Origin of the sequence: Cupriavidus sp. D384, assembly GCF_001652915.1 — a bacterium.
GTDB lineage: Bacteria > Pseudomonadota > Gammaproteobacteria > Burkholderiales > Burkholderiaceae > Cupriavidus.
The window spans coordinates 53645-72469 of record NZ_BBQI01000073.1 but is presented as its reverse complement, the minus strand read 5'-3'; the positions used below and the strand labels follow the sequence as shown (position 1 = coordinate 72469).

Below are 18825 nucleotides of genomic sequence, written 5' to 3'. Positions count from 1 at the left end.
GGGGAAACGACAAGGCGGATCCGGCCAAGTGCCGCATCTGCCTTGTTACAATTTTGCATTCCAGTTACGTTCTGGCACAGCCACCGCTACCGGTGGCGTGGGAGAATGCGTCGCCGACCAGATATCGCCTGCTGGCGGCAGACTGGATCACTTTCCCTCCCCACGCGCACGGCATGGCACTTCAATTCGACATTCGCGCATGGGCCGCCTGTGCGCCGGCATTGCAGACTCCCGCCGACTGGCAGGCCTGGAGCCAGGCGCCCTGGTTGCCGGAGGGGACGGACCTGCCCGCGCTGGCTGCAATGGCCCCGATGCTGCGCCGGCGCGTCAATGTCACGGGCCGCGCCGCGCTCCATCCCGCCTACGATATCGCCGCTGTTGACGACGCAACCGGCACGCCGAAGGGCATTCCCGCCGTCTTTGCCTCCCGTCATGGCGATTCCCACCGTGCCTACGAAATGCTGGGCGAGCTTGCCAACGGCCAGCCGCTGTCGCCCACGGCCTTTGGCCTGTCGGTTCACAACGCCATCGGCGCCATGTTTTCGATCGACCGGCGCGATCCATCGAACATGCAGGCGCTCTCGGCCGGGCGCGATACCGCGGAAAATGCGCTGGTCGAAGCCTGCGCGCTGCTGGAGGAGGGCGCCGACGAGGTGCTGGTGGTCTGCTACGACACGCCGCTTCCCGATCCCTATCTGGATTTCGCCGACGAGCCGCAGTGCCTGTTCGGCTGGGCCTGGCACATTGGCCGGCCGGACGGCCGTCATCCGGCCTTCAGCCTGGAAATCATCGAGCCGGACAGCCTGGACGCGCCGCGTCCGCCTGCCTTGCTGCCACATGGCCTGGATGTGCTGCGCTTTGTCCTGACTGACGAGCCGATGCTGCTGCACCGTGGCGAAAGCGCCGCATGGAGGTGGCAGCGACATGGTTGACCGCATCGAACGTGGCTGGCGGGTACTGGCTACCGCGCTGTGCTTCATCGTTTTCGGCATTGGCGGGCTGCTGGTCCGCCTGGTGGTGTTTCCCGTGCTTTCGCTGATGCCATGGTCTGCCGACACGCATCGGCGCGCCTGCCGAGATGTGATTCATCATACGCTTCGTGGGTTTCTGTGGCTGATGTGCAGCCTGGGCGTGATCGAATACCGCGTGCGCAATGGCGAACGGCTGCGGCGCGGCGGCCTGCTGATCGTGGCCAATCATCCGTCGCTGATCGACATCGTGTTCCTGATGACGCTTACGCGCGGCGCCGATTGCGTGGTCAAGGCCGACCTGGCCCGCAACCCGTTCACCAGCGCCGCCGTGGCTGCCACCGGATGGATTCGCAACGACGCCGGCGGCGCGGCGATGGTCGAAGACTGCATCGCTTCGCTGCGGGCGGGCAGCAACCTGATCATTTTTCCGGAGGGCACGCGCACGCGGCCGGGCGAACCGCTGCAACTGCAGCGCGGCGCCGCCAACGTGGCCGTGCGCGGCGGTTTTGATCTGACGCCAGTGGTGATTCGCTGCGAACCGCCTACGCTGACAAAAGGCGACAAGTGGTATCGCGTGCCCGCGAGGCGGCCCTGCTACGAGATCGACGTCCATCCCGATGTCAGCGTGGCGGCCTGGACGCCCGTTGAGACCGAAGCCGTGCAGGCGGTGCGGCGACTGACCCGCTCACTATCCGATTTTTTTACGAGGGAGATCCGCCGTGAAGGCGCTTGAACAGGAAATCAAGGAACTCATCATCGCGTCGCTGTCGCTGGAGGACATCACGCCGGACGATATCGATGCAGAGGCGCCGCTGTTCGTCGAGGGGCTTGGCCTCGATTCGATCGATGCGCTGGAACTGGGTCTCGCGCTGCAGAAGAAGTACGGCATCACGATGAAGGGCGACAAGGAAGAAATGCGCGCCCGTTTTGCCAGCGTGGCAACGCTGGCCGCCTATGTGGCGTCGCAACGCGACAAGTCCGCAAGCTGAATTGAGGCGTAAACAGCACTTTTAATGCGCACTTTGTTTGACGGGGGAAATGCGGAGCGAATCATGACGCACGATGAAATCCTTGCACGCGTGGCTGCGGTGCTCGAGCAGATGTTCGAGATCGCGCCCGGGCGCATCACGCCCGAAGCTCGCCTCTACGACGATCTCGATATCGACAGCATCGATGCGGTAGATCTGCTTGTCAGACTGAAACCGATGTTGCACCACCCCCTGAAACCGGAACAATTCAAGTCGGTGAAGACTGTGGGAGACGTGGTGAGAACGCTTGCGCAACTGATCGATTCCCCGGCGGCCACCGCCTGACTCTGGAACAGCATGGCATGGCGCAATTTGGGGCTGGGGCTGCTGACGATGGCATACCCGCTCGTGATCTATTTTGGCTTGCAGCATTACTCGCCGCGCGTGATGGCGCTGGCGCTGGTGGCGCTCGCGTTGCTGCGTGCCACCACCAGCCGCCAGGCCGCCTGGCGCCTGCTGGCCTTGCTGGCGGGCGTGCTGGCCGCCGTGGTGCTGGTCTCCGACCATCCGTTGCCCTTGAAGATTTATCCCGTACTCGTCAACGTGGCGCTGCTTGGCGTTTTCGGCTGGAGCCTTGCCTATCCCCCCACGCTGGTCGAGCGGCTGGCGCGCCTGCGTGAGCCGGACCTGCCCGCGCATGGCGTGGCCTATACGCGCCGTGTGACGCAGGCCTGGTGCGTGTTCTTCGTCTGCAATGGCACGGTTGCCGCCGTGACGGCGTTTGCCGCCAGCGACCGGGTCTGGGCGCTGTATAACGGCGCCATTGCTTATGGCCTGATCGGCGCGATGTTTGCCGGCGAATGGCTGGTGCGCCAGCGTGTCAGGGCCCGTCATGCGGAGGGCCATCATGGCTGAGCGCGTGACAGACGCAGGCAGCGTGGCTGGCGTGAGCGGGGCGATGTCCCGGCTTGCCACGCAGGCGGCCGCGGTCGGCTTTGTGGCCCATGTGGCGGCCTGGCGCCGGGCATTTGCGGCACAGGCCGGCCAGCGCTGGGCGTTGTACCTGGACCAACCCGGCGCGTTTGCCGCGGCGCTGCTTGGCGCATGGCACGCGGGCAAGCAGGTGGTATTGCCCGGCGACAATCGCGCGGAGACCATCGCGGCCCTGCGCGGCGCAGTCGACGGTCTGGCCGGCGATCTGCCGGAGGGCTTGCAGGCTACCTCCGGTTCGCCCGTATCCGGTCACGCCTTTGACTGGCTTGCGCTGTCCCCGGACGATACCTGGGTCACGCTGTTCACGTCGGGCTCAACTGGCGCGCCGATGGCCTTGCCAAAGCGGCTGGCCCAGCTGGATGGCGAACTGCGCGCGCTGCAACAGGCGTTTGGCAAGCGCATGCCGGCCGATGTACGGGTGCTGACCACGGTGTCGCACCAGCATATCTACGGCCTGCTGTTCACGATCCTGTGGCCGCTTGCCGCAGACCGCGACATCCCGCAGAACCGGCTGGCTTTTCTTGAAGAACTGGTAAGCCAGTGCGCGGCCGACCGGCGTCCGGCCATCCTGGTCAGCAGCCCCGCCCATCTGCGGCGGATGCCTGCCGGGCTCGACTGGCCCGCCACGCAGGGCGTCTTGCAAGCGGTGTTTTCGTCGGGCGGCCCGTTGCCGGCCGAGGCATCTGCCGATGTGCTGCGCCTGGCCGGTGTATCGCCGGTCGAGGTCTTCGGCAGCTCCGAAACCGGCGGCATCGCCTGGCGCCAGCGCCAGTATCACGCCGATGCGTGGACACCGTTGCCGGGCGTGGCCTGGCGCCTGCAGGACGGGCACCTTGCCGTACGTTCCGCGCATCTGGCGGATGACGACTGGTACGTCTGCGCCGACCGCGCGCTGCCCACGCAGGACGGCGGCTTCGTGCTGGCCGGCCGGGCCGACCGCATCGTCAAGATCGAGGAAAAACGCGTTTCGCTGACGGCCATCGAGCAGCGCCTGGGCGCGTCGCCCCTGGTTCGCGAGGCCCGCGTGGCGATGATTGCAACCGCCGTGGGCGAGCGCGTCGGCGCCGTGGCCGTGCTGGACGATGCCGGGCAACGCCTGCTTGATGAACAGGGCCGGCCCGCCGTGGTGCGTGCGCTGCGCCAGTGCCTGGCCGGCGCCATCGACCCGCTGGCGCTGCCGCGCCGCTGGGTGTTTCCGCGCGAGTTGCCCGCCAATGCACAGGGCAAGACCACCGAGGCCATGCTGCGCGAGCTGTTCCGGCACACGGTGCCCGCGGCGCGCTGGGTGGCTGCCGACGCCACGTCCGCACAGGCCGACCTGGACATCGCCGACGACCTGGCCGTGTTCGATGGGCATTTCCCCGGCATGCCGGTGGTGCCGGGCGTGGCCCAGGTGGACTGGGTCATGGCGCTGGCCCCCGAGCGGCTCGCCATTCCGCCGCGCGAGCGTTTCGCGCGGCTCGACATGCTCAAGTTCCAGGCAGTCATCCGGCCCGGCACCCGTGTCAGGCTCGCGCTGGCCTGGCAGCCGGCCGAATGCGTGCTCGGTTTCCGATTGACCTCAGATGCCGGCGCGCATGCGAGCGGCAAGATCGTATTTCATCCCGTAGCTTCATGAGCGCAGTATTCCGCCCCATCGTGCTGGTTCCGGTCTACGACCATGAGCATGCCATCGGCGCCATGGTCGAGGCGATCCTGCGCCATCCGTGGCCCTGCCTGCTGGTCGATGACGGCAGTGGGCCGGCGTGCGCGGCGGTGCTGCGCCAGATTGCCGACGCCCATCCCGACCGCGTGCTGCTGGAACGGCTGCCGCAGAACCAGGGCAAGGGCGCCGCGATGATGGCCGGATTTCGCACGGCGGCGCGGCTCGGCTATACCCACGCGCTGCAGATCGATGCCGACGGCCAGCACGACGCCAACGATATTCCGCGTTTTCTGGACCTGGCACGTTCGCACCCGGACGCCGTGATCGCCGGCTATCCGGTCTACGACGACACCGTCCCCAGGCACCGCTTCTACTTCCGCTACCTGACCCATGTCACGGTGTGGCTGATCACGCTGTCATTCGAAATCCGCGATTCGATGTGCGGCCTGCGCGTGTATCCGCTGCCCGCGGTGACGAAGCTGATGGCCGGCAGCCGCCTGGGTCACCACATGGAGTTCGATACCGAGGTAATCGTGCGGCTGTACTGGCAAGGGGCCCCGGTGGTCAACGTGCCAACGCGGGTCACGTATCCCTCTGACGGCGTGTCGCACTTCCGCATGCTGCAGGACAACCTGCTGATTGCCGGCATGCTGACGCGGCTGTTCGCGGGCATGATCTGGCGCGCGCCGTCGCTGCTATGGCGCAAGGTGAGGACGGCATGAGCATCGTCCATCCCGATTCCTCGAAATCGTCGTCCGACCGCCCGCAGCGTGCGCAGCACTGGAGCGCCATTGGCGAGGCCACCTGCGTGTGGGGCATCTGGCTGCTGTATGCGCTGTACCGGGTGTTCGGGCGGACGCTGTTCCGGCTGGTGATGGTGCCGGTGGTGGCGTACTTCTGGCTGGCCTATCCGCTGGCGCGCCGTTCGTCCACGGACTACCTGCAGCGCCTGGAAGCGGCCACCGGTGCCGTTGGCACGCGGCCCACCTGGCGCCATTCGCTGAACCATTTGTTCTCGTTCGGCGACACGATCCTCGACAAGCTGCTGGCCATCGGCGGCCGCTATCGCTTCGAGAACGTGTCCAAGGAAGGCGCCGATGTGCTGCTCAGGCAGATTGCCAGCCGCCAGGGCGGCATCATCATGACCGCGCATGTGGGATGCCTGGAGCTGTGCCGTGCCATGGCCGGCCGTATCGAAGGATTGCGGCTGACCGTGCTGGTGCATTCGGCCCATGCCGAGCAGTTCAACCGCATCCTGGCGCGGCTCGATCCCGACGCGATGCTGCAGCTGTACCAGATCGACGATATCTCGCCGGCCACGGCGCTTGAGCTGTCGGCTCGCGTGCAGGCCGGCGAGTTCGTGGCGATTGCCGGCGACCGGGCACCCGCGCATGGCGGCCGCGCCGTGAGCGTGCCGTTCCTGGGCGCGCCGGCACGCTTCCCGGTGGGCCCGTACGTGCTGGCGGCGCTGCTCAAGTGCCCGCTGTTCGCCATGGGCTGCGTGCGCGCCGGTAATGGCCACGTGATCCGCTTCACCGAACTGGCGCGCAGCGTAACGCTGCCGCGCGCCGCGCGCGAAGCGCGGCTTGAAGAACTGGCGCGGCGCTATGTGGCGTGGCTGGAACTGCTGGTGGTGCGCTCGCCCTACGACTGGTTCAACTTCTACGATTTCTGGGCCCGGGATCCGATCAGCGTCGGCCGGCTCGATCCCTCGCAGGCTGCGCGCGACCAAGATGCCGAACATCCTCCATCATGAAATCGAACTGACGCCGGCGTTCCACGACCTGGACCCGATGGACGTGGTCTGGCATGGCAACTACCTGCGCTATTTCGAACTGGCGCGCTGCGCGCTGCTGCAGCAGATCGACTACGACTACCCCCAGATGCGCGATTCGGGCTTTGCGTGGCCAATCATCGACATCCGGGTCAAGTACGTGCGGCCGCTGCGCTATGGGCAGTCGATGATCGTACGCGCCACCTTTGCCGAGTGGGAACACCGGCTCAAGATCCACTACGAGGCGCGCGATGCGGCCACCGGCCAGCGGCTGACCCGGGGATATTCGATCCAGGTGGCCGTGGACATGGCTACGCAGGAAATGCTGTACGCGAGCCCGCCCGTGCTGTTGCAACGACTTGGAGTCCAGGAATGATGCGCCGAAACCTCCTGGCGCTGGCGGCGCTGGGCTGCCTGGCCGCGCTGCCGCTGCATGCCGAGGACCTGCCCGCGGCGGTGGCCGCGCGGCTGACCGATGCGCCCGTGATTCGCGGCCAGTTCGAACAGACCCGCAGGCTGGCGGGCTTCAGCACCCCGCTGGTGTCGCATGGCGATTTTGTGGTGGCGCGCGGCCGGGGCGTGGTGTGGACCACGCGCGACCCCGTGCCGTCGAGCTTGCTGGTGACGCCAGACAAGCTTGTCATGCGCGGTGCCGACGGCCAGGTGCAGCAGCAGATGCGGGCCGATGCCCAGCCGGCCATGCGCATGGTGGGGGAATCGATGATCGCCATGCTGCGTGGCGATTTCCGCAGCCTGTCGAGCCGTTTCTCGGTAACCGGCAAGCTGGTGGGCAGCAAGGGCTGGACCCTGACGCTGACCCCGACCGATGCCGGTGCGCGGCGCGCGTTTGCCCGCATCGACCTCTCGGGAGACCAGTACGTACGTGACGTGAAGCTGGAGGAAGCCAGTGGCGACAGCACGGTGGTGAAGATGATCAACCCCGCGGCCGCCAACCGGCTCGATGCCGCAGAGGAGCAGCGCTTTGAGTAATGCGGCAGGCGGTCTCGCGATGCAGGGTGCGCTCACGCGTCGAGACCGGGTGCTGGCGATTGCGTGGCTGTTGCTGGTGATCGCGGTGGCCGTGCATCAATTGCAGTTCTGGCGCGCCTCGCGGATCGATACCGATGTGATGGCGCTGCTGCCAACCAGCGCGCGTACCGCCACGGCCGACCGCGTGTTGCGCCAGCTTGGCGAGGGCGTCTCGCGCGAAGTGGTGGTGCTGGTCGGGGCTGACGACTGGGCGCATACGCGGGCCGCTGCCGAGCGCTTTCGCCAGTCCATTGGACCGGCCAACCCGCTGCTGCAGCCGCAGGACAAGCTGGGTGCCTTCGATTTCGACGCGGCGCTGGCGTTCTATCGCCCGTGGCGGGACCGGCTGCTGACAGATGCGCAGCGCCAGCAACTGGCTTCGGAAAGCCCCGATGCGCTGGCGCGGCAGGCCCTGACGCGGCTCTACCAGTTCTCGATGGGCCCGCAGCTTACCGAATGGGCGGCCGATCCGCTGGGCCTGTGGCAGCAGTGGTGGCTGGACCGCGCGGCGGCGACGCGGGTGCGCGAGCGCGACGGCATGGCGACCGTGACGGGCGACGGCAAGGACTGGATCGTGCTGACGTTCCGCACGGCCCGGTCGGGCTTTTCCGCCAACGGCAATACCGACTACGGCGACCTGCTGGGCCAGGCCGAAACGGCAGCACGACATGGGGCAGGCGGCGACAGCGGCGTGCGCGTCATCATGGCCGGCATTCCGCTTCATGCCGAGGCCGCGGCATCGCAGGCCAACTGGGAAATGAACGTGATCGGCTGGGGCTCGCTGGCGGCGGTGTTGCTGCTGGTGTGGATCGCCTTCCGCTCGCTGCGGCCCATCCTGCTGGTTGGCCTGTCGCTGCTGATCGGTACGGCCATGGCGATTTCCGCCACCGCCATGGTGTTTGGTCGCGTACACCTGATCGCACTGGTGTTCGGCGCCAGCCTGATGGGCGTGGCCGAGGACTTCGGCATCCACTACTTCGTGACGCGGCAGGCCATGCCGCGCGCGACGCCGCCTTCGGTCATGCGCTTTCTGCTGCCCGGGCTGTCGCTGGCGTTGCTGACCAGCGTGATGGCGTATCTGGCCCTTGGCATCGCGCCATTCCCCGGCTTGCGGCAGATGGCGCTGTTCTCGGCGGTGGGGCTGACCGGGGCCTTCCTGACGGTGGCGTTCTGGTTTCCGCTGCTCGACCGCGGCACGCCGCGCCAGACCCGGCTGTCGACATGGCTGGCCGAAAGCCTGGCGCGCTGGCCGCAGGTGCACAATGATCGCCGTACCTGGATGGCGTTGGGCCTGCTGGGGCTGTTCATTGCCGGTGGCGTGTGGCAGGTGCGCGTGGTCGACGACGTGCGGCAGCTCCAGAGTTCGCCGCCGGCGCTGATCGAGGCGCAACGCACCATCGGCCGGCTGCTGGGCACGCCCAGCCCCGCACAGTTCGTGCTGGTGCGGGGTGCCACGCCCGATGAAGTGCTGGCACGCGAAGAAGCAGTCAAGGCCAGCCTGGCTGGCACGCGGGATCGTCATGCATTTGGCGGTTTCGTGGCGATTTCCGACTGGGTGCCTTCGGCGGCCCGCCAGCGCGCCGATGCAGCGCTGGCCGACCGCCAGGAGGCGGCGGTGCGCGAGCGCGTGGCCAGGGCGCTGGGCGGCACGATTGCCGCGCCACCCGCCGCGCCCGCCGGCGCTGGGCTGACCCTGCAGGCGTGGCTGACCCATCCGGTGTCCGACACCCTGCGTCATCTGTGGCTGGACCGCGAGGGCCACGGCTACGCCAGCGTGATGCTGCTGCGCGGCCTCGACAATGCGGCGGAGATTCCGGCCATCGCCGCCACGGTGCGCCAGGTGCCCGGCGCGGAATGGGTGGATCGCGTGGCCGATTTTTCGTCGCTGCTGCATCACTACCGCGTGCTGATGAGCTGGCTGCTGCTGGCCGGCGCGGGCGTGGTGGGCCTGCTGCTGGCATGGCGCTACGGGCTGTCGGGCTGGCGCGCGCTGGTCCCGACGCTGCTGGCGGCGGCGTTCAGCGTGGCCGTGCTCGGCTGGCTGCAGGTGCCGCTGCAGCTGTTCTCGATTTTGGCGCTGGCGCTGCTGCTGGGCGTTGGCGTCGACTACGGCATCTTTCTGCTCGAGCATCCCGGCGACGGCGTGTCATGGACGGCCATCGTGCTCGGCGCCGCCAGCACGCTGCTGGCGTTCGGGCTGCTCGCGCTATCGTCCACGCCGGCGCTGCATGCGTTCGGCATGACGATGCTGTCGGGCGTGGGCGCGGTCTGGGTGCTGTCGCCATGGTTCAGGCCCGCCGCCAGATAGGCGCGGGACACAAGGAGAAATATTAATGAGGACCGAACAAGCCGAAGTCGTGATCGTGGGGGCGGGTCCGGCCGGCTCCGTGGCCGCCGGGCTGTTGCGCCGGCGCGGTATCGGCGTGCTGGTGCTGGAAAAGGAAACGTTCCCGCGCTTTTCGATCGGCGAAAGCCTGCTGCCGCAGAGCATGGCCTATATCGAGGAGGCTGGCATGCTGCAGGCCGTGGTGGAGGCGGGCTTCCAGTACAAGAACGGCGCGGCGTTCGCACGCGGCGACCGCTATACCGACTTCGACTTTCGCGAGAAGTTTTCGCCTGGCTGGGGCACCACTTACCAGGTGCAACGCGCGCATTTCGACGACGTGCTGATCCGTGAGGCGCAGAAGCAGGGCGCCGAAGTGCGCTTCCGCCATGTGGTGGAGGCGGTGGACGTCGGCGGCGCGCAGCCGGTGGTGACCGTGCGTGGCGAAGACGGCGAAAGCTATGCCGTGCAGGCCAGATTCCTGCTCGACGCTTCGGGCTTCGGGCGCATCCTGCCCCGGCTGCTGAAGCTGGAATCGCCGTCGAACTTCCCGGTGCGCGCGGCCATCTTCACGCACGTGGCCGACGGCATTCCGGCCGGCACGTTCGACCGCAACAAGATCCGTGTCGGCGTGCACCCCGAGCATGACGATGTCTGGTACTGGACGATCCCGTTCTCCAATGGCCGCTGCTCGCTCGGGGTGGTGGCCGAGAAGGCATTCCTTGACCGGTACGAGGGCGACGAGATGACGAAGCTGCGTGCGCTGGTCAATGAAGACCCGGGGCTGGCGGGGCTGCTCAAGGACGCGCAGTGGGATACCCCGGCGCGCCAGATCGCCGGCTACGCGGCCAACGTCAGTTCGCTGTGGGGCAATGGCTATGCGCTGCTTGGCAACGCAGGCGAGTTCCTGGACCCGGTGTTCTCGTCGGGCGTGACCATCGCGTTCAAGTCGGCCAGCCTGGCAGCCGACTGCCTGGCGCGCCAGCTGACCGGCGAGACGGTTGACTGGGAAGCGGACTTCGCAAAGCCGCTGAAGGCGGGCGTCGACTGTTTCCGCGTGTTTGTCGAGGCGTGGTACGAAGGCCGCTTCCAACGCGTGCTGTTCCATCCCGACTCGCCTGCCGAGATCCGGGGCATGATCTCGTCGATCCTGGCCGGTTATGCCTGGGATACGTCCAACCCGTTCGTGGCCGATGCGCGGCGGCGCCTTGGCGTCGTGGAGCAGCTTTGCGGCGCCTGATACCGGTCTCCCTCGTCTCGCTGATGGCCGCGTGCGTGCTGGCTGCGGGCATGGCCGGCTGCGCGACGACCGGGGCGCCCAATGCCGCGGAACGGCCGAATCCGGCGCAAGCGCCGCTGCTGCGGCTGTCGCCAGCGTCACTGGGCCGTACACTGAGCCTGGAGCAGCAGATCACGGTGCAATACCCGTCGCCGCAGGGCGAGCAGACGCGCGACATGCTGGCGCTGCTGGAGGCCGATGCGGCGCATACGCGTCTGGCCGCCATGGCTGGCAACCAGGTGCTGGCGCGTATCGACTGGGACGGCCACGACCTGCGGGTGACGCGGTCGCCGTGGGCGCCGCCCGAACTGAAGCCCGAGCGTATCCTGAGCGATATGCAGTTGTCGCTCTGGCCGGTGGCCGCGATCCAGGCCGCGCTGCCTGCGGGATGGCGGATCGATGCCACCGGCGGCATGCGCCAGTTGCGTGCTGGCGCCGAGGTGGTGGCGGAGATCCGGTATCCCGATGCCGCCACCACGCTGTTCACCCAGCGGCGTGATGGCTATCGGCTGACCATTCGTACCTTGCGCGACAACGGGAGTGCGAGATGACGGTGTACCTGCACGACATGAACGTGCTGTGCGCGCTGGGCAGCGGCAACGATGCCGTGCGGGCCGCGCTCTGGCGCACTGACGGCCCCTCTGGCGGCGCCAGCACCGATCGCTATACGCCGGGCACGGCGCTGCACCTTGGCGTGCTGGCCGAAGCGGTCGATGTCTCGGACCTGCCGCCCGATACGCCGCCGTCGCAGGCCAGCCGCAACAACGCGGTGCTGGAGCGCGCGCTGGCGCCATTGCGCGCTGCTGTCGATGCGGCCATCGCACGGGTGGGGCCGACGCGCGTCGCCATCGTGCTAGGTACCAGCACGTCTGGCATCCATGAGGGTGAACTGGCCGTGCGCGCGCGTGCCGCGACCGGTGCGTTTCCCACGGGATTCCACTACAGCCAGCAGGAACTCGATTCGCCGGCACGCTACCTGGCGCGCCGGCTTGGCACGGCCGGGCCGGCCTATACGATTTCCACGGCGTGTTCATCCAGCGCGAAGTCGCTGAGCGCAGCCGCACGGTTGCTGGAAATGGGCGTGGCCGACGTCGCCGTGGCCGGTGGCGTGGATACGCTCTGCACGTTCACGATTGCCGGATTCCGCGCGCTGGAAGCCGTCAGTGCCACGCGCTGCAATCCGCTTTCGGTTCACCGGCAAGGCATCAACCTGGGCGAAGGGGCGGCACTGTTCCTGATGTCGCGCGAGCCCGGGCCGGTACGGCTGAGCGGCTGGGGCGAGACCGGCGATGCCCATCATATTTCCGCGCCCGACCCGAGCGGTGCCGGTGCCCGGGCGGCCATGCAACTGGCGCTGGCCCGCGCGAGGCTGCAGCCGGGCGATATCGACTACCTGAACCTGCATGGCACGGCCACCGAGCAGAACGACACCATGGAGACGCGCGCTGTGGCGGACCTGTTCGGCGCGGACATACCGGTCAGTTCGACCAAGCCGCAGACCGGCCATACGCTGGGCGCGGCCGGGGCCGTCGAGGCCGCGCTGCTGTACCTGACGCTGGCTGGCAACCCGAAGGGCCGGCTGCCCGCGCATTGGTGGGACGGCGCGCTCGATCCCGATATTGCACCGCTGCACGTGGTGGGCGCCAACGAGTCGCTGGGCCGCCCGGTGCGCCACGCCATGAGCAATTCGTTCGCCTTTGGCGGCAGCAATTGCGTGCTGGTCATGAGCGAGGGCTAAAGATGCCTGCCGCCGATCCGTTATCGACTGCACGCAACCCGCTGCCGCCGGTCGGCGAACTGGTGCCCCACGCGGGTGCCATGCGCCTGATCGACGAGTTGCTGGAGGCCGATGCCATGCATGGCCTGGCACGGGCCACGGTGCGGCCGACGCAGCTTTTCGTGGACGATGCCGGCATGCCGGCGTGGATCGGCGTGGAGTACATGGCCCAGACCATTGCCGCCTGGGCCGGCATGCGGGCGCGCGAAGCCGGGCTGGGTCCGGTGCCGGGATTCCTGCTGGGCACGCGGCGCTACGTGAGCGATGTGCCGGCGTTTGCGGCCGGCAGCGTGCTGACGATCCGCGTGCAGCTTGAGATGGCGGGTGACGTGGCGGCCGAAGGTGGCCTGTCGATGTTTGCCTGTACGTTGGCGCAGGATGGCAGGGAAGTCGCCCGCGCCACGGTTTCCGTATTTGTGCCTGCCGATGCGCGGGCCTTCCTCGAAGGACAGCAGACATGACGAACCAGACCGTGCTCGTGACGGGCGCGTCGCGTGGCATCGGCCGCGCCATTGCCTTGCGCCTGGCGCGCGATGGCTTTGACGTGGTCGTGCATTGTCGTGCCAGCCGCGCCGAAGCCGAATCCGTGGCCGACGCCGTGCGCGCGTTCGGCCGCAATGCGCGTGTGCTGGCCTTCGACGTGAGCCAGCGCCAGGCCACGGCCGATGCGCTGCTGGCCGACATCGACCAGCATGGCTGCTACTACGGGGTGGTCTGCAATGCCGGCCTGGCGCGCGATGCCGCCTTCCCGGCCATGACCGGCGAGGAATGGGACGAGGTGGTGCATACCAACCTGGACGCCTTCTACAACGTGCTCAATCCCGTGGTGATGCCGATGGTGCAGCGCCGCCGGCCGGGGCGCATCGTCACGCTGTCGTCGGTGTCGGGCATCGTCGGCAATCGCGGCCAGACCAACTACAGCGCGGCCAAGGCGGGCATTATCGGCGCCACCAAGGCGCTGGCGATCGAGCTGGCGAAGCGCCAGATCACGGTCAATTGCGTGGCGCCGGGGCTGATCGATACCGAGATGGTCGAACCCCACGTGCGCGAGGAAGCGCTGAAGATCATCCCATCGCGCCGCCTGGGTACCCCGGATGAGGTAGCTGCAACAGTTGCCTTCCTGCTGTCGGCCGATGCCGGTTACATTACGCGGCAGGTGATATCGGTCAACGGAGGCATGTTCGGATGAAGCGGGTGGTTGTGACGGGCATGGGCGCCGTCAGCGCGCTGGGCAACGACTGGGAGACGGTGCGCCGTAACCTGGCCCGTGGCCGCAACGCCGTCGTGCGCATGGACGCCTGGGCCGGTATTCGCGGCCTGAACACCCAGCTTGGCGCGCCAGTGCCGCCGTTCACGCTGCCGCCGCACTACACGCGCAAGGTCATGCGTACGATGGGCCGGGTGTCGCAGATGGCGGTGCTCGCCAGCGAGGCTGCCTTGGCCGATGCCGGCCTGACCGGCCATCCGCTGGTGACCGGAGGGCAGATGGGCGTGGCGTACGGATCGTCGACCGGCACACCATCGGCTGCGCAGGATTTCGCGCGGATGATGAGCGACCGCACCACCGAGGGCGTCAACGCCACGACCTACATCCGCATGATGGCCCACACCACGGCCGTCAATATCGGGCTTTTCTTTGGGGTGACCGGGCGGATTCTGACCACGTCAAGCGCCTGCACGTCGGGCAGCCACGGCATCGGCTACGCCTTCGAGACCATCGCCACGGGCCGCCAGGTGGCCATGCTGGCGGGCGGCGCGGAAGAGCTCGACGCCACCGAAGCCGCGGTATTCGATACCCTGTTCGCGGCCAGCACCCGCAATGACGAGCCCGAAGCCACGCCGCGCCCGTTCGATGCGGCGCGCGACGGCCTGGTGCTGGGCGAGGGCGCCGGCACGCTGGTGCTTGAAGCGCTTGAGCATGCCCAGGCGCGGGGCGCGCGCATCCTGGCCGAGGTGGTTGGCTACGGCACCAATAGCGACGGCAACCATGTCACGCAGGCCCAGCCCGAAACGATGGCGCAGGCCATGCGCATGGCACTGCACGACGCGGGGCTGCAGCCATCGCAGATTGGCTACCTGAATGCGCATGGCACGGCCACGGAGCAGGGCGATCTGGCCGAGGCCCAGGCCACCCATGCCGTATTTGGCGCGCAGGTGCCGATCAGTTCGCTGAAAAGCTACCTGGGACACACGCTGGGCGCCTGCGGGGCGCTGGAGGCATGGATGAGCATCGAGATGATGCGCGACGGCTGGTTTGCGCCTACGCTTAATCTGGATCAGCCTGATCCGCGCTGCGCGCCGCTGGACCACATCGCCGGGGACGGGCGCCGGATCGATACCGATCATGTGATGAGCAACAATTTCGCGTTCGGCGGCATCAACACGTCGCTGATCTTTCGCCGCTGGCCCGAACCGGGTCTCCACTGAACCATGCCGATTGCCCTGCGTACCGGATCGGTCATGGCCTTTGCCGCCATGGCGCCACCTGTCAGCCGCTGGATGTCGGCCGAGGAACTGGCGCGGCTGGCCGCCATGCGGGCCCAGCAGCGGGCCGAGCAGTTCGCGGCGGGCCGCTGGCTGGCGCGGCGGCTGCTGGCCGTGACGTTCGGCGGCGATGCGTCGGAATGGGCGCTGTCCGCCGCCGAGGACGCGCCGCCGCTGGCTACCCATACGGCCGGCGCGGTGGGTACGCCGGTTTTCGTCTCGATTGCCCATTCGGGCGATCACCTTGCCTGCGCGGTCTCGGATCTGCCGGTCGGGGTCGATATCGAGGAACTGCAGCCGCGCCAGCACCTGGCTACGCTGATCGAGGCCACCACCACCGAGGCCGAGCGCGCTGCGCTGCCCGAACTGCTGGTCGATGGCGACGAGGAAGCCCGCATGCTGGCGTTCTTCCAGCTGTGGACGCTCAAGGAAGCGTGGATCAAGTGCCACGGCGGCAACCTGTTCCAGACCATGATGGGAAATGTGGTGGAGGCCGTGCCCTCACCGCTGGAGCAGGCCAACGGGCTGACCTGGCGACGCAAGAACGCCGTCCTGGCGCTCGCCGCCGCTTCGGGCCTGGAGGACGACCTTGGCCTGCCGAACGTCACAGGGTGGCGGCTGCACGCCCAGGCCACCGTCGACTGACCCGCCTGGGCGACCCTGACGCTCAGGTCTTTTCCAGCGAGGCGCAGGCGGCGCGCAGGATGGCGGCGTAGCGCTCCAGATGCGGTTCGATCCGGTAGACGGGCCCCGCAATCGAAATCGCATAGCACTCGCCTGAAAGCCGCACCGGCCACGCCAGCGCGCCCACATCGGGCATCGATTCGCTGAGATTGACGTAGGCGCCGCGCTCGCGCGACTGGCGCAGGTCGGCTTCGAGCGTCTCGGGCGTGGTCAGCGTGCGGGGCGTGAAGCCCTGGAACGCCAGCCGGGGCAGCAGCGCAGCCCGTTCGCCATCGTCCATCGCCGCCAGCAAGGCCTTGCCGATGGAGTTGGCGTGCAGTTCGCGCCGTTCGCCGGCCGTGGCGATATAGCGAATGGCGTGCGGGGATTCGAGCACATCCAGGTAGACCACGGCCGTTCCCTCGTGCAGCTTGCCGATGACGATGGTTTCGCCAGTGGCGTCGCGCAGTTCGCTCATGGTGCCGTGCACACGGTCCAGCACGGGATCGTGCCGGGCAATCTGCTGGGCCATTGCCAGCAGCCGCCCGGTGGGGTAGTAGCCCTGGCGCCGTGCTGTCTCATACAGATAGCCCAGCGAAGTCAGCGTGCGGATCAGGGCCAGGCAGCTCGATGCCGGCACGGCCAGCAGGCGCGCCAGTTCCGACAGCGACAACGCCCGCCGCTCGCGCGCAAAGGTCTCGATGATCTCGATGACCCGCAGGGCGGTCTTGACGTTCATCGCCGGGGATTTGGTGGGCTCGGGGCGCTCTGGCATGGGCGGCGGGGCAGGGTCGGGTCGGGTCGGGTGCGAATCGTGGCGGCCCGGGGTTGGGGCCGCCGGGGCGGACTGTAGCACGGCACCACGCGCGAGGCGACCGCGGATGCACCCGGAGCTAGTCCCGCAGTCGTGCGATACAACCAATATGTTGTAAATCGGTTTTACAACCTATACGTTGTAACTTGAAAATACAACCTTTACGTAGTAAAACGGATTTACAACCCATGTGTTGTGAACCTGAACCCCGAGTTGCGCGTGCAGCCCCCATGACCACCCAATATCCCATTCGTATCCCGACCCAGCTGAATCCGGTATTGCAGGGATTTCGCAGGTCGCGCGGTCTGACGCAGGCCGATGTGGCCGCCCGCCTTGGTGTCAGCCAGCAAAGCTACGCCCGCCTGGAGGCCAATCCGGGCCGCGCCAGCATGGCGCGCGTACTGGCCGTGCTGCAGGCGCTGGAGGTGGATCTGGTATTGGCGCCGCGTGGCGCGGCGGCTCTCGCAGATACCACGGCGTCCCCCGCAGATGCTGCCGGGGACGCAAATGGCCGGCGCGCCAAACCTGGCAAGGCCGGCAAGCCAGGCACTGCCAAGGCAATTGCCAGGCCGGCCGGCACGGCAGCCCGCCGCAAGCCAAAGCCTGACCCGGGCTCGGGAGAAGACTGGTAATGGGTCGGCGTCCGCTCCGGCGCCGGCTTGGCGTCTGGATGAACGGCTGGCTGACGGGTACCTGGGAACGGGGCACCGACGGCGAGTCGTTCGCCTACGATGCCGGCTGGATGGACAGCGCCCAGGGCCGCCCGCTGTCGCTGTCGCTGCCGTTCCGGTCCGATGCGGCACCGTATCGCGGCGGCGTGGTCACCGACTACTTCGACAATCTGCTGCCCGACAGCGATGCCATCCGCCGCCGCCTGGCGCAGCGCCATCGCACCCAGGGCACGGGCCCGTTCGATCTGCTGGCTGCACTGGGGCGCGACTGCGTTGGCGCGCTGCAACTGCTGCCGGAAGGCGCCGAGCCCGAAGCGTTGCGGACCATCGCGGGCACGCCAATGGATGAGGCGGCCATCGCGCGGTTGCTGCGCGATGCCACGCGCAGCGCGCCGCTGGGTCAGCACGACGACGAGGGCGACCTGCGGCTGTCGATTGCCGGCGCGCAGGAAAAGACCGCATTGCTGCATCACGGCGGCCAATGGTTGTTGCCGCACGGCAGCACGCCTACCACGCATATCCTCAAGCTGCCGCTGGGCCTGGTCGGCAACATGCGGGCGGACATGCGCACGTCGGTGGAAAACGAATGGCTGTGCGCACGGATGGTGGGGCATTTCGGCCTGCCGATTGCCGATTGCACCATCGAGACGTTCGAGGACCAGAAGGTGCTGGTGGTGGAGCGGTTCGACCGGCGGCTGGCGCCCGATGGCAGCTGGATCATCCGCCTGCCGCAGGAGGACTTCTGCCAGGCGCTGGGGCTGTCGCCGCTATCGAAGTACCAGGCCGACGGCGGGCCGGGCATCGCCGAGATCATGGGGGTGCTGGCGGCTTCGGAAACCCCGGCGCATGATCGTCGTAATTTCTTCAAGACGCAGATTCTGTTCTGGCTGCTGGCCGCCACCGACGGGCACGCCAAGAACTTCAGCCTGTCGATCGGGCCGGGCGGCCGCTATTGGTCGACACCGCTGTACGACGTGCTGTCGGCATTCCCGATCATGGGCGGCGGCGCCAACCAGCTGGCGCCGCAGAAGGCGCGCATGGCGATGGCCGTGCGCGGCACCCAGAACCACTACCGCATCGCGCAGATCATGCGCCGGCACTGGCTGGAGCAGGGGCGCCGCGTGGGCCTGCCTGCCGATGACGTCGAGGCGATCCTGGCCGAACTGAAAGATGCCGTCGAACCAGCCATCGGCGCCACGGCAGCCGAACTGCCGGCAACGTTTCCGCAGGACGTGGCCGGGCGCGTGTTCGACGGGCTGCGTGCGCAGGCGCGCAGGCTCTGAGCGCTTTCCCGCCCCGGGGATTTGTACCGCTCTGTATCACGACGGACGATCGATACGTCGACACACGGAACGGCCGCTTGCGCCACACGGACGCGATACGTCCAACCCTTCCAATAGGCTCCATGGCGAACGCGCACGGTGCGCCGCCAAT

At 67.8% G+C, this 18825-nt stretch carries 21 protein-coding genes; 20 read left to right on the top strand and 1 reads right to left on the bottom strand.

The window, feature by feature from the left end; genetic code table 11:
* Positions 1 to 173 precede the first annotated feature (173 nt).
* From A9J21_RS16145 to A9J21_RS16060, 18 genes are all read left to right on the top strand, one after another.
* Complete coding sequence (locus A9J21_RS16145; RefSeq protein ID WP_066737352.1) at positions 174 to 932, top strand: beta-ketoacyl synthase chain length factor; 759 nt, start codon at positions 174 to 176, stop codon at positions 930 to 932.
* Positions 925 to 1704, top strand: coding sequence for a 1-acyl-sn-glycerol-3-phosphate acyltransferase (locus tag A9J21_RS16140; RefSeq protein ID WP_066737350.1), 780 nt, complete (start codon positions 925 to 927; stop codon positions 1702 to 1704). The genes A9J21_RS16145 and A9J21_RS16140 overlap by 8 nt, the downstream gene beginning before the upstream one ends.
* Positions 1691 to 1960 (top strand): phosphopantetheine-binding protein, encoded by a 270-nt coding sequence (locus A9J21_RS16135; RefSeq protein WP_066737348.1) that lies wholly within the window; start codon positions 1691 to 1693, stop codon positions 1958 to 1960. The genes A9J21_RS16140 and A9J21_RS16135 overlap by 14 nt, the downstream gene beginning before the upstream one ends.
* Positions 1961 to 2023: 63 nt before the next feature.
* On the top strand, positions 2024 to 2284 hold the full coding sequence (locus A9J21_RS16130) for an acyl carrier protein (RefSeq protein WP_066737466.1): 261 nt from the start codon (positions 2024 to 2026) through the stop codon (positions 2282 to 2284).
* Between the two features lie 12 nt (positions 2285 to 2296).
* Positions 2297 to 2854 carry a hypothetical protein gene (locus A9J21_RS16125; RefSeq protein ID WP_066737346.1) on the top strand — a complete coding sequence of 186 codons (558 nt, stop codon included), beginning with the start codon at positions 2297 to 2299 and terminating at the stop codon, positions 2852 to 2854.
* Positions 2847 to 4550, top strand: coding sequence for an AMP-binding protein (locus tag A9J21_RS16120; protein ID WP_066737344.1), 1704 nt, complete (start codon positions 2847 to 2849; stop codon positions 4548 to 4550). Before A9J21_RS16125 ends, A9J21_RS16120 begins: the two co-directional genes overlap by 8 nt.
* On the top strand, positions 4547 to 5299 hold the full coding sequence (locus tag A9J21_RS16115) for a glycosyltransferase family 2 protein (protein ID WP_066737339.1): 753 nt from the start codon (positions 4547 to 4549) through the stop codon (positions 5297 to 5299). The genes A9J21_RS16120 and A9J21_RS16115 overlap by 4 nt, the downstream gene beginning before the upstream one ends.
* Positions 5296 to 6333: an acyltransferase gene (locus tag A9J21_RS16110; protein WP_066737465.1), complete on the top strand. Its 1038-nt coding sequence runs from the start codon at positions 5296 to 5298 to the stop codon at positions 6331 to 6333. Before A9J21_RS16115 ends, A9J21_RS16110 begins: the two co-directional genes overlap by 4 nt.
* Positions 6311 to 6727, top strand: a complete 417-nt coding sequence (locus A9J21_RS16105; protein ID WP_066737337.1) for a thioesterase family protein — start codon at positions 6311 to 6313, stop codon at positions 6725 to 6727. Before A9J21_RS16110 ends, A9J21_RS16105 begins: the two co-directional genes overlap by 23 nt.
* On the top strand, positions 6724 to 7341 hold the full coding sequence (locus A9J21_RS16100; protein ID WP_066737334.1) for an outer membrane lipoprotein carrier protein LolA: 618 nt from the start codon (positions 6724 to 6726) through the stop codon (positions 7339 to 7341). The genes A9J21_RS16105 and A9J21_RS16100 overlap by 4 nt, the downstream gene beginning before the upstream one ends.
* Positions 7334 to 9688 (top strand): MMPL family transporter, encoded by a 2355-nt coding sequence (locus tag A9J21_RS16095; RefSeq protein ID WP_231906944.1) that lies wholly within the window; start codon positions 7334 to 7336, stop codon positions 9686 to 9688. The genes A9J21_RS16100 and A9J21_RS16095 overlap by 8 nt, the downstream gene beginning before the upstream one ends.
* A 25-nt stretch (positions 9689 to 9713) precedes the next feature.
* On the top strand, positions 9714 to 10943 hold the full coding sequence (locus A9J21_RS16090; RefSeq protein WP_066737330.1) for an NAD(P)/FAD-dependent oxidoreductase: 1230 nt from the start codon (positions 9714 to 9716) through the stop codon (positions 10941 to 10943).
* Positions 10931 to 11533 carry a DUF3261 domain-containing protein gene (locus A9J21_RS16085; RefSeq protein ID WP_066737328.1) on the top strand — a complete coding sequence of 201 codons (603 nt, stop codon included), beginning with the start codon at positions 10931 to 10933 and terminating at the stop codon, positions 11531 to 11533. The genes A9J21_RS16090 and A9J21_RS16085 overlap by 13 nt, the downstream gene beginning before the upstream one ends.
* Positions 11530 to 12720 (top strand): beta-ketoacyl-ACP synthase, encoded by a 1191-nt coding sequence (locus A9J21_RS16080; RefSeq protein WP_066737326.1) that lies wholly within the window; start codon positions 11530 to 11532, stop codon positions 12718 to 12720. Before A9J21_RS16085 ends, A9J21_RS16080 begins: the two co-directional genes overlap by 4 nt.
* Positions 12721 to 12722: 2 nt before the next feature.
* Entirely contained in the window at positions 12723 to 13220 is a 498-nt protein-coding gene (locus A9J21_RS16075) for a hypothetical protein (protein ID WP_066737324.1), read from the top strand.
* The gene (gene fabG / locus A9J21_RS16070; protein WP_066737322.1) at positions 13217 to 13948 is read left to right on the top strand and encodes a 3-oxoacyl-ACP reductase FabG; all 732 of its coding nucleotides are present in this window, start codon (positions 13217 to 13219) and stop codon (positions 13946 to 13948) included. The genes A9J21_RS16075 and fabG overlap by 4 nt, the downstream gene beginning before the upstream one ends.
* Complete coding sequence (locus A9J21_RS16065) at positions 13945 to 15186, top strand: beta-ketoacyl-ACP synthase (RefSeq protein ID WP_066737321.1); 1242 nt, start codon at positions 13945 to 13947, stop codon at positions 15184 to 15186. Before fabG ends, A9J21_RS16065 begins: the two co-directional genes overlap by 4 nt.
* 3 nt (positions 15187 to 15189) lie before the next feature.
* Positions 15190 to 15888, top strand: a complete 699-nt coding sequence (locus A9J21_RS16060; protein WP_082926456.1) for a 4'-phosphopantetheinyl transferase superfamily protein — start codon at positions 15190 to 15192, stop codon at positions 15886 to 15888.
* Between the two features lie 22 nt (positions 15889 to 15910).
* Here A9J21_RS16060 and A9J21_RS16055 read toward each other — a convergent pair whose 3' ends face one another.
* Positions 15911 to 16645, bottom strand: a complete 735-nt coding sequence (locus A9J21_RS16055; RefSeq protein WP_066737318.1) for an IclR family transcriptional regulator — start codon at positions 16643 to 16645, stop codon at positions 15911 to 15913.
* A gap of 305 nt (positions 16646 to 16950) precedes the next feature.
* On the opposite strand from A9J21_RS16055, the gene A9J21_RS16050 reads away from it, so the two are divergent.
* Both A9J21_RS16050 and A9J21_RS16045 read left to right on the top strand, forming a co-directional pair.
* Positions 16951 to 17352, top strand: coding sequence for a helix-turn-helix domain-containing protein (locus A9J21_RS16050; RefSeq protein ID WP_066737317.1), 402 nt, complete (start codon positions 16951 to 16953; stop codon positions 17350 to 17352).
* Complete coding sequence (locus A9J21_RS16045) at positions 17352 to 18674, top strand: type II toxin-antitoxin system HipA family toxin (protein ID WP_066737315.1); 1323 nt, start codon at positions 17352 to 17354, stop codon at positions 18672 to 18674. The genes A9J21_RS16050 and A9J21_RS16045 overlap by 1 nt, the downstream gene beginning before the upstream one ends.
* Positions 18675 to 18825: the final 151 nt, after the last annotated feature.

Bases quoted from the DNA above. Each gene is read 5' to 3' on its own strand.
- A9J21_RS16145 (WP_066737352.1), top strand. From the start codon at position 174: ATGGCACTTCAATTCGACATTCGCGCATGGGCCGCCTGTGCGCCGGCA.
- A9J21_RS16140 (WP_066737350.1), top strand. From the start codon at position 925: ATGGTTGACCGCATCGAACGTGGCTGGCGGGTACTGGCTACCGCGCTG.
- A9J21_RS16130 (WP_066737466.1), top strand. From the start codon at position 2,024: ATGACGCACGATGAAATCCTTGCACGCGTGGCTGCGGTGCTCGAGCAG.
- A9J21_RS16125 (WP_066737346.1), top strand. From the start codon at position 2,297: ATGGCATGGCGCAATTTGGGGCTGGGGCTGCTGACGATGGCATACCCG.
- A9J21_RS16120 (WP_066737344.1), top strand. From the start codon at position 2,847: ATGGCTGAGCGCGTGACAGACGCAGGCAGCGTGGCTGGCGTGAGCGGG.
- A9J21_RS16115 (WP_066737339.1), top strand. From the start codon at position 4,547: ATGAGCGCAGTATTCCGCCCCATCGTGCTGGTTCCGGTCTACGACCAT.
- A9J21_RS16110 (WP_066737465.1), top strand. From the start codon at position 5,296: ATGAGCATCGTCCATCCCGATTCCTCGAAATCGTCGTCCGACCGCCCG.
- A9J21_RS16105 (WP_066737337.1), top strand. From the start codon at position 6,311: ATGCCGAACATCCTCCATCATGAAATCGAACTGACGCCGGCGTTCCAC.
- A9J21_RS16100 (WP_066737334.1), top strand. From the start codon at position 6,724: ATGATGCGCCGAAACCTCCTGGCGCTGGCGGCGCTGGGCTGCCTGGCC.
- A9J21_RS16090 (WP_066737330.1), top strand. From the start codon at position 9,714: ATGAGGACCGAACAAGCCGAAGTCGTGATCGTGGGGGCGGGTCCGGCC.
- A9J21_RS16080 (WP_066737326.1), top strand. From the start codon at position 11,530: ATGACGGTGTACCTGCACGACATGAACGTGCTGTGCGCGCTGGGCAGC.
- A9J21_RS16075 (WP_066737324.1), top strand. From the start codon at position 12,723: ATGCCTGCCGCCGATCCGTTATCGACTGCACGCAACCCGCTGCCGCCG.
- fabG (WP_066737322.1), top strand. From the start codon at position 13,217: ATGACGAACCAGACCGTGCTCGTGACGGGCGCGTCGCGTGGCATCGGC.
- A9J21_RS16065 (WP_066737321.1), top strand. From the start codon at position 13,945: ATGAAGCGGGTGGTTGTGACGGGCATGGGCGCCGTCAGCGCGCTGGGC.
- A9J21_RS16060 (WP_082926456.1), top strand. From the start codon at position 15,190: ATGCCGATTGCCCTGCGTACCGGATCGGTCATGGCCTTTGCCGCCATG.
- A9J21_RS16055 (WP_066737318.1), bottom strand. From the start codon at position 16,645: ATGAACGTCAAGACCGCCCTGCGGGTCATCGAGATCATCGAGACCTTT.
- A9J21_RS16050 (WP_066737317.1), top strand. From the start codon at position 16,951: ATGACCACCCAATATCCCATTCGTATCCCGACCCAGCTGAATCCGGTA.
- A9J21_RS16045 (WP_066737315.1), top strand. From the start codon at position 17,352: ATGGGTCGGCGTCCGCTCCGGCGCCGGCTTGGCGTCTGGATGAACGGC.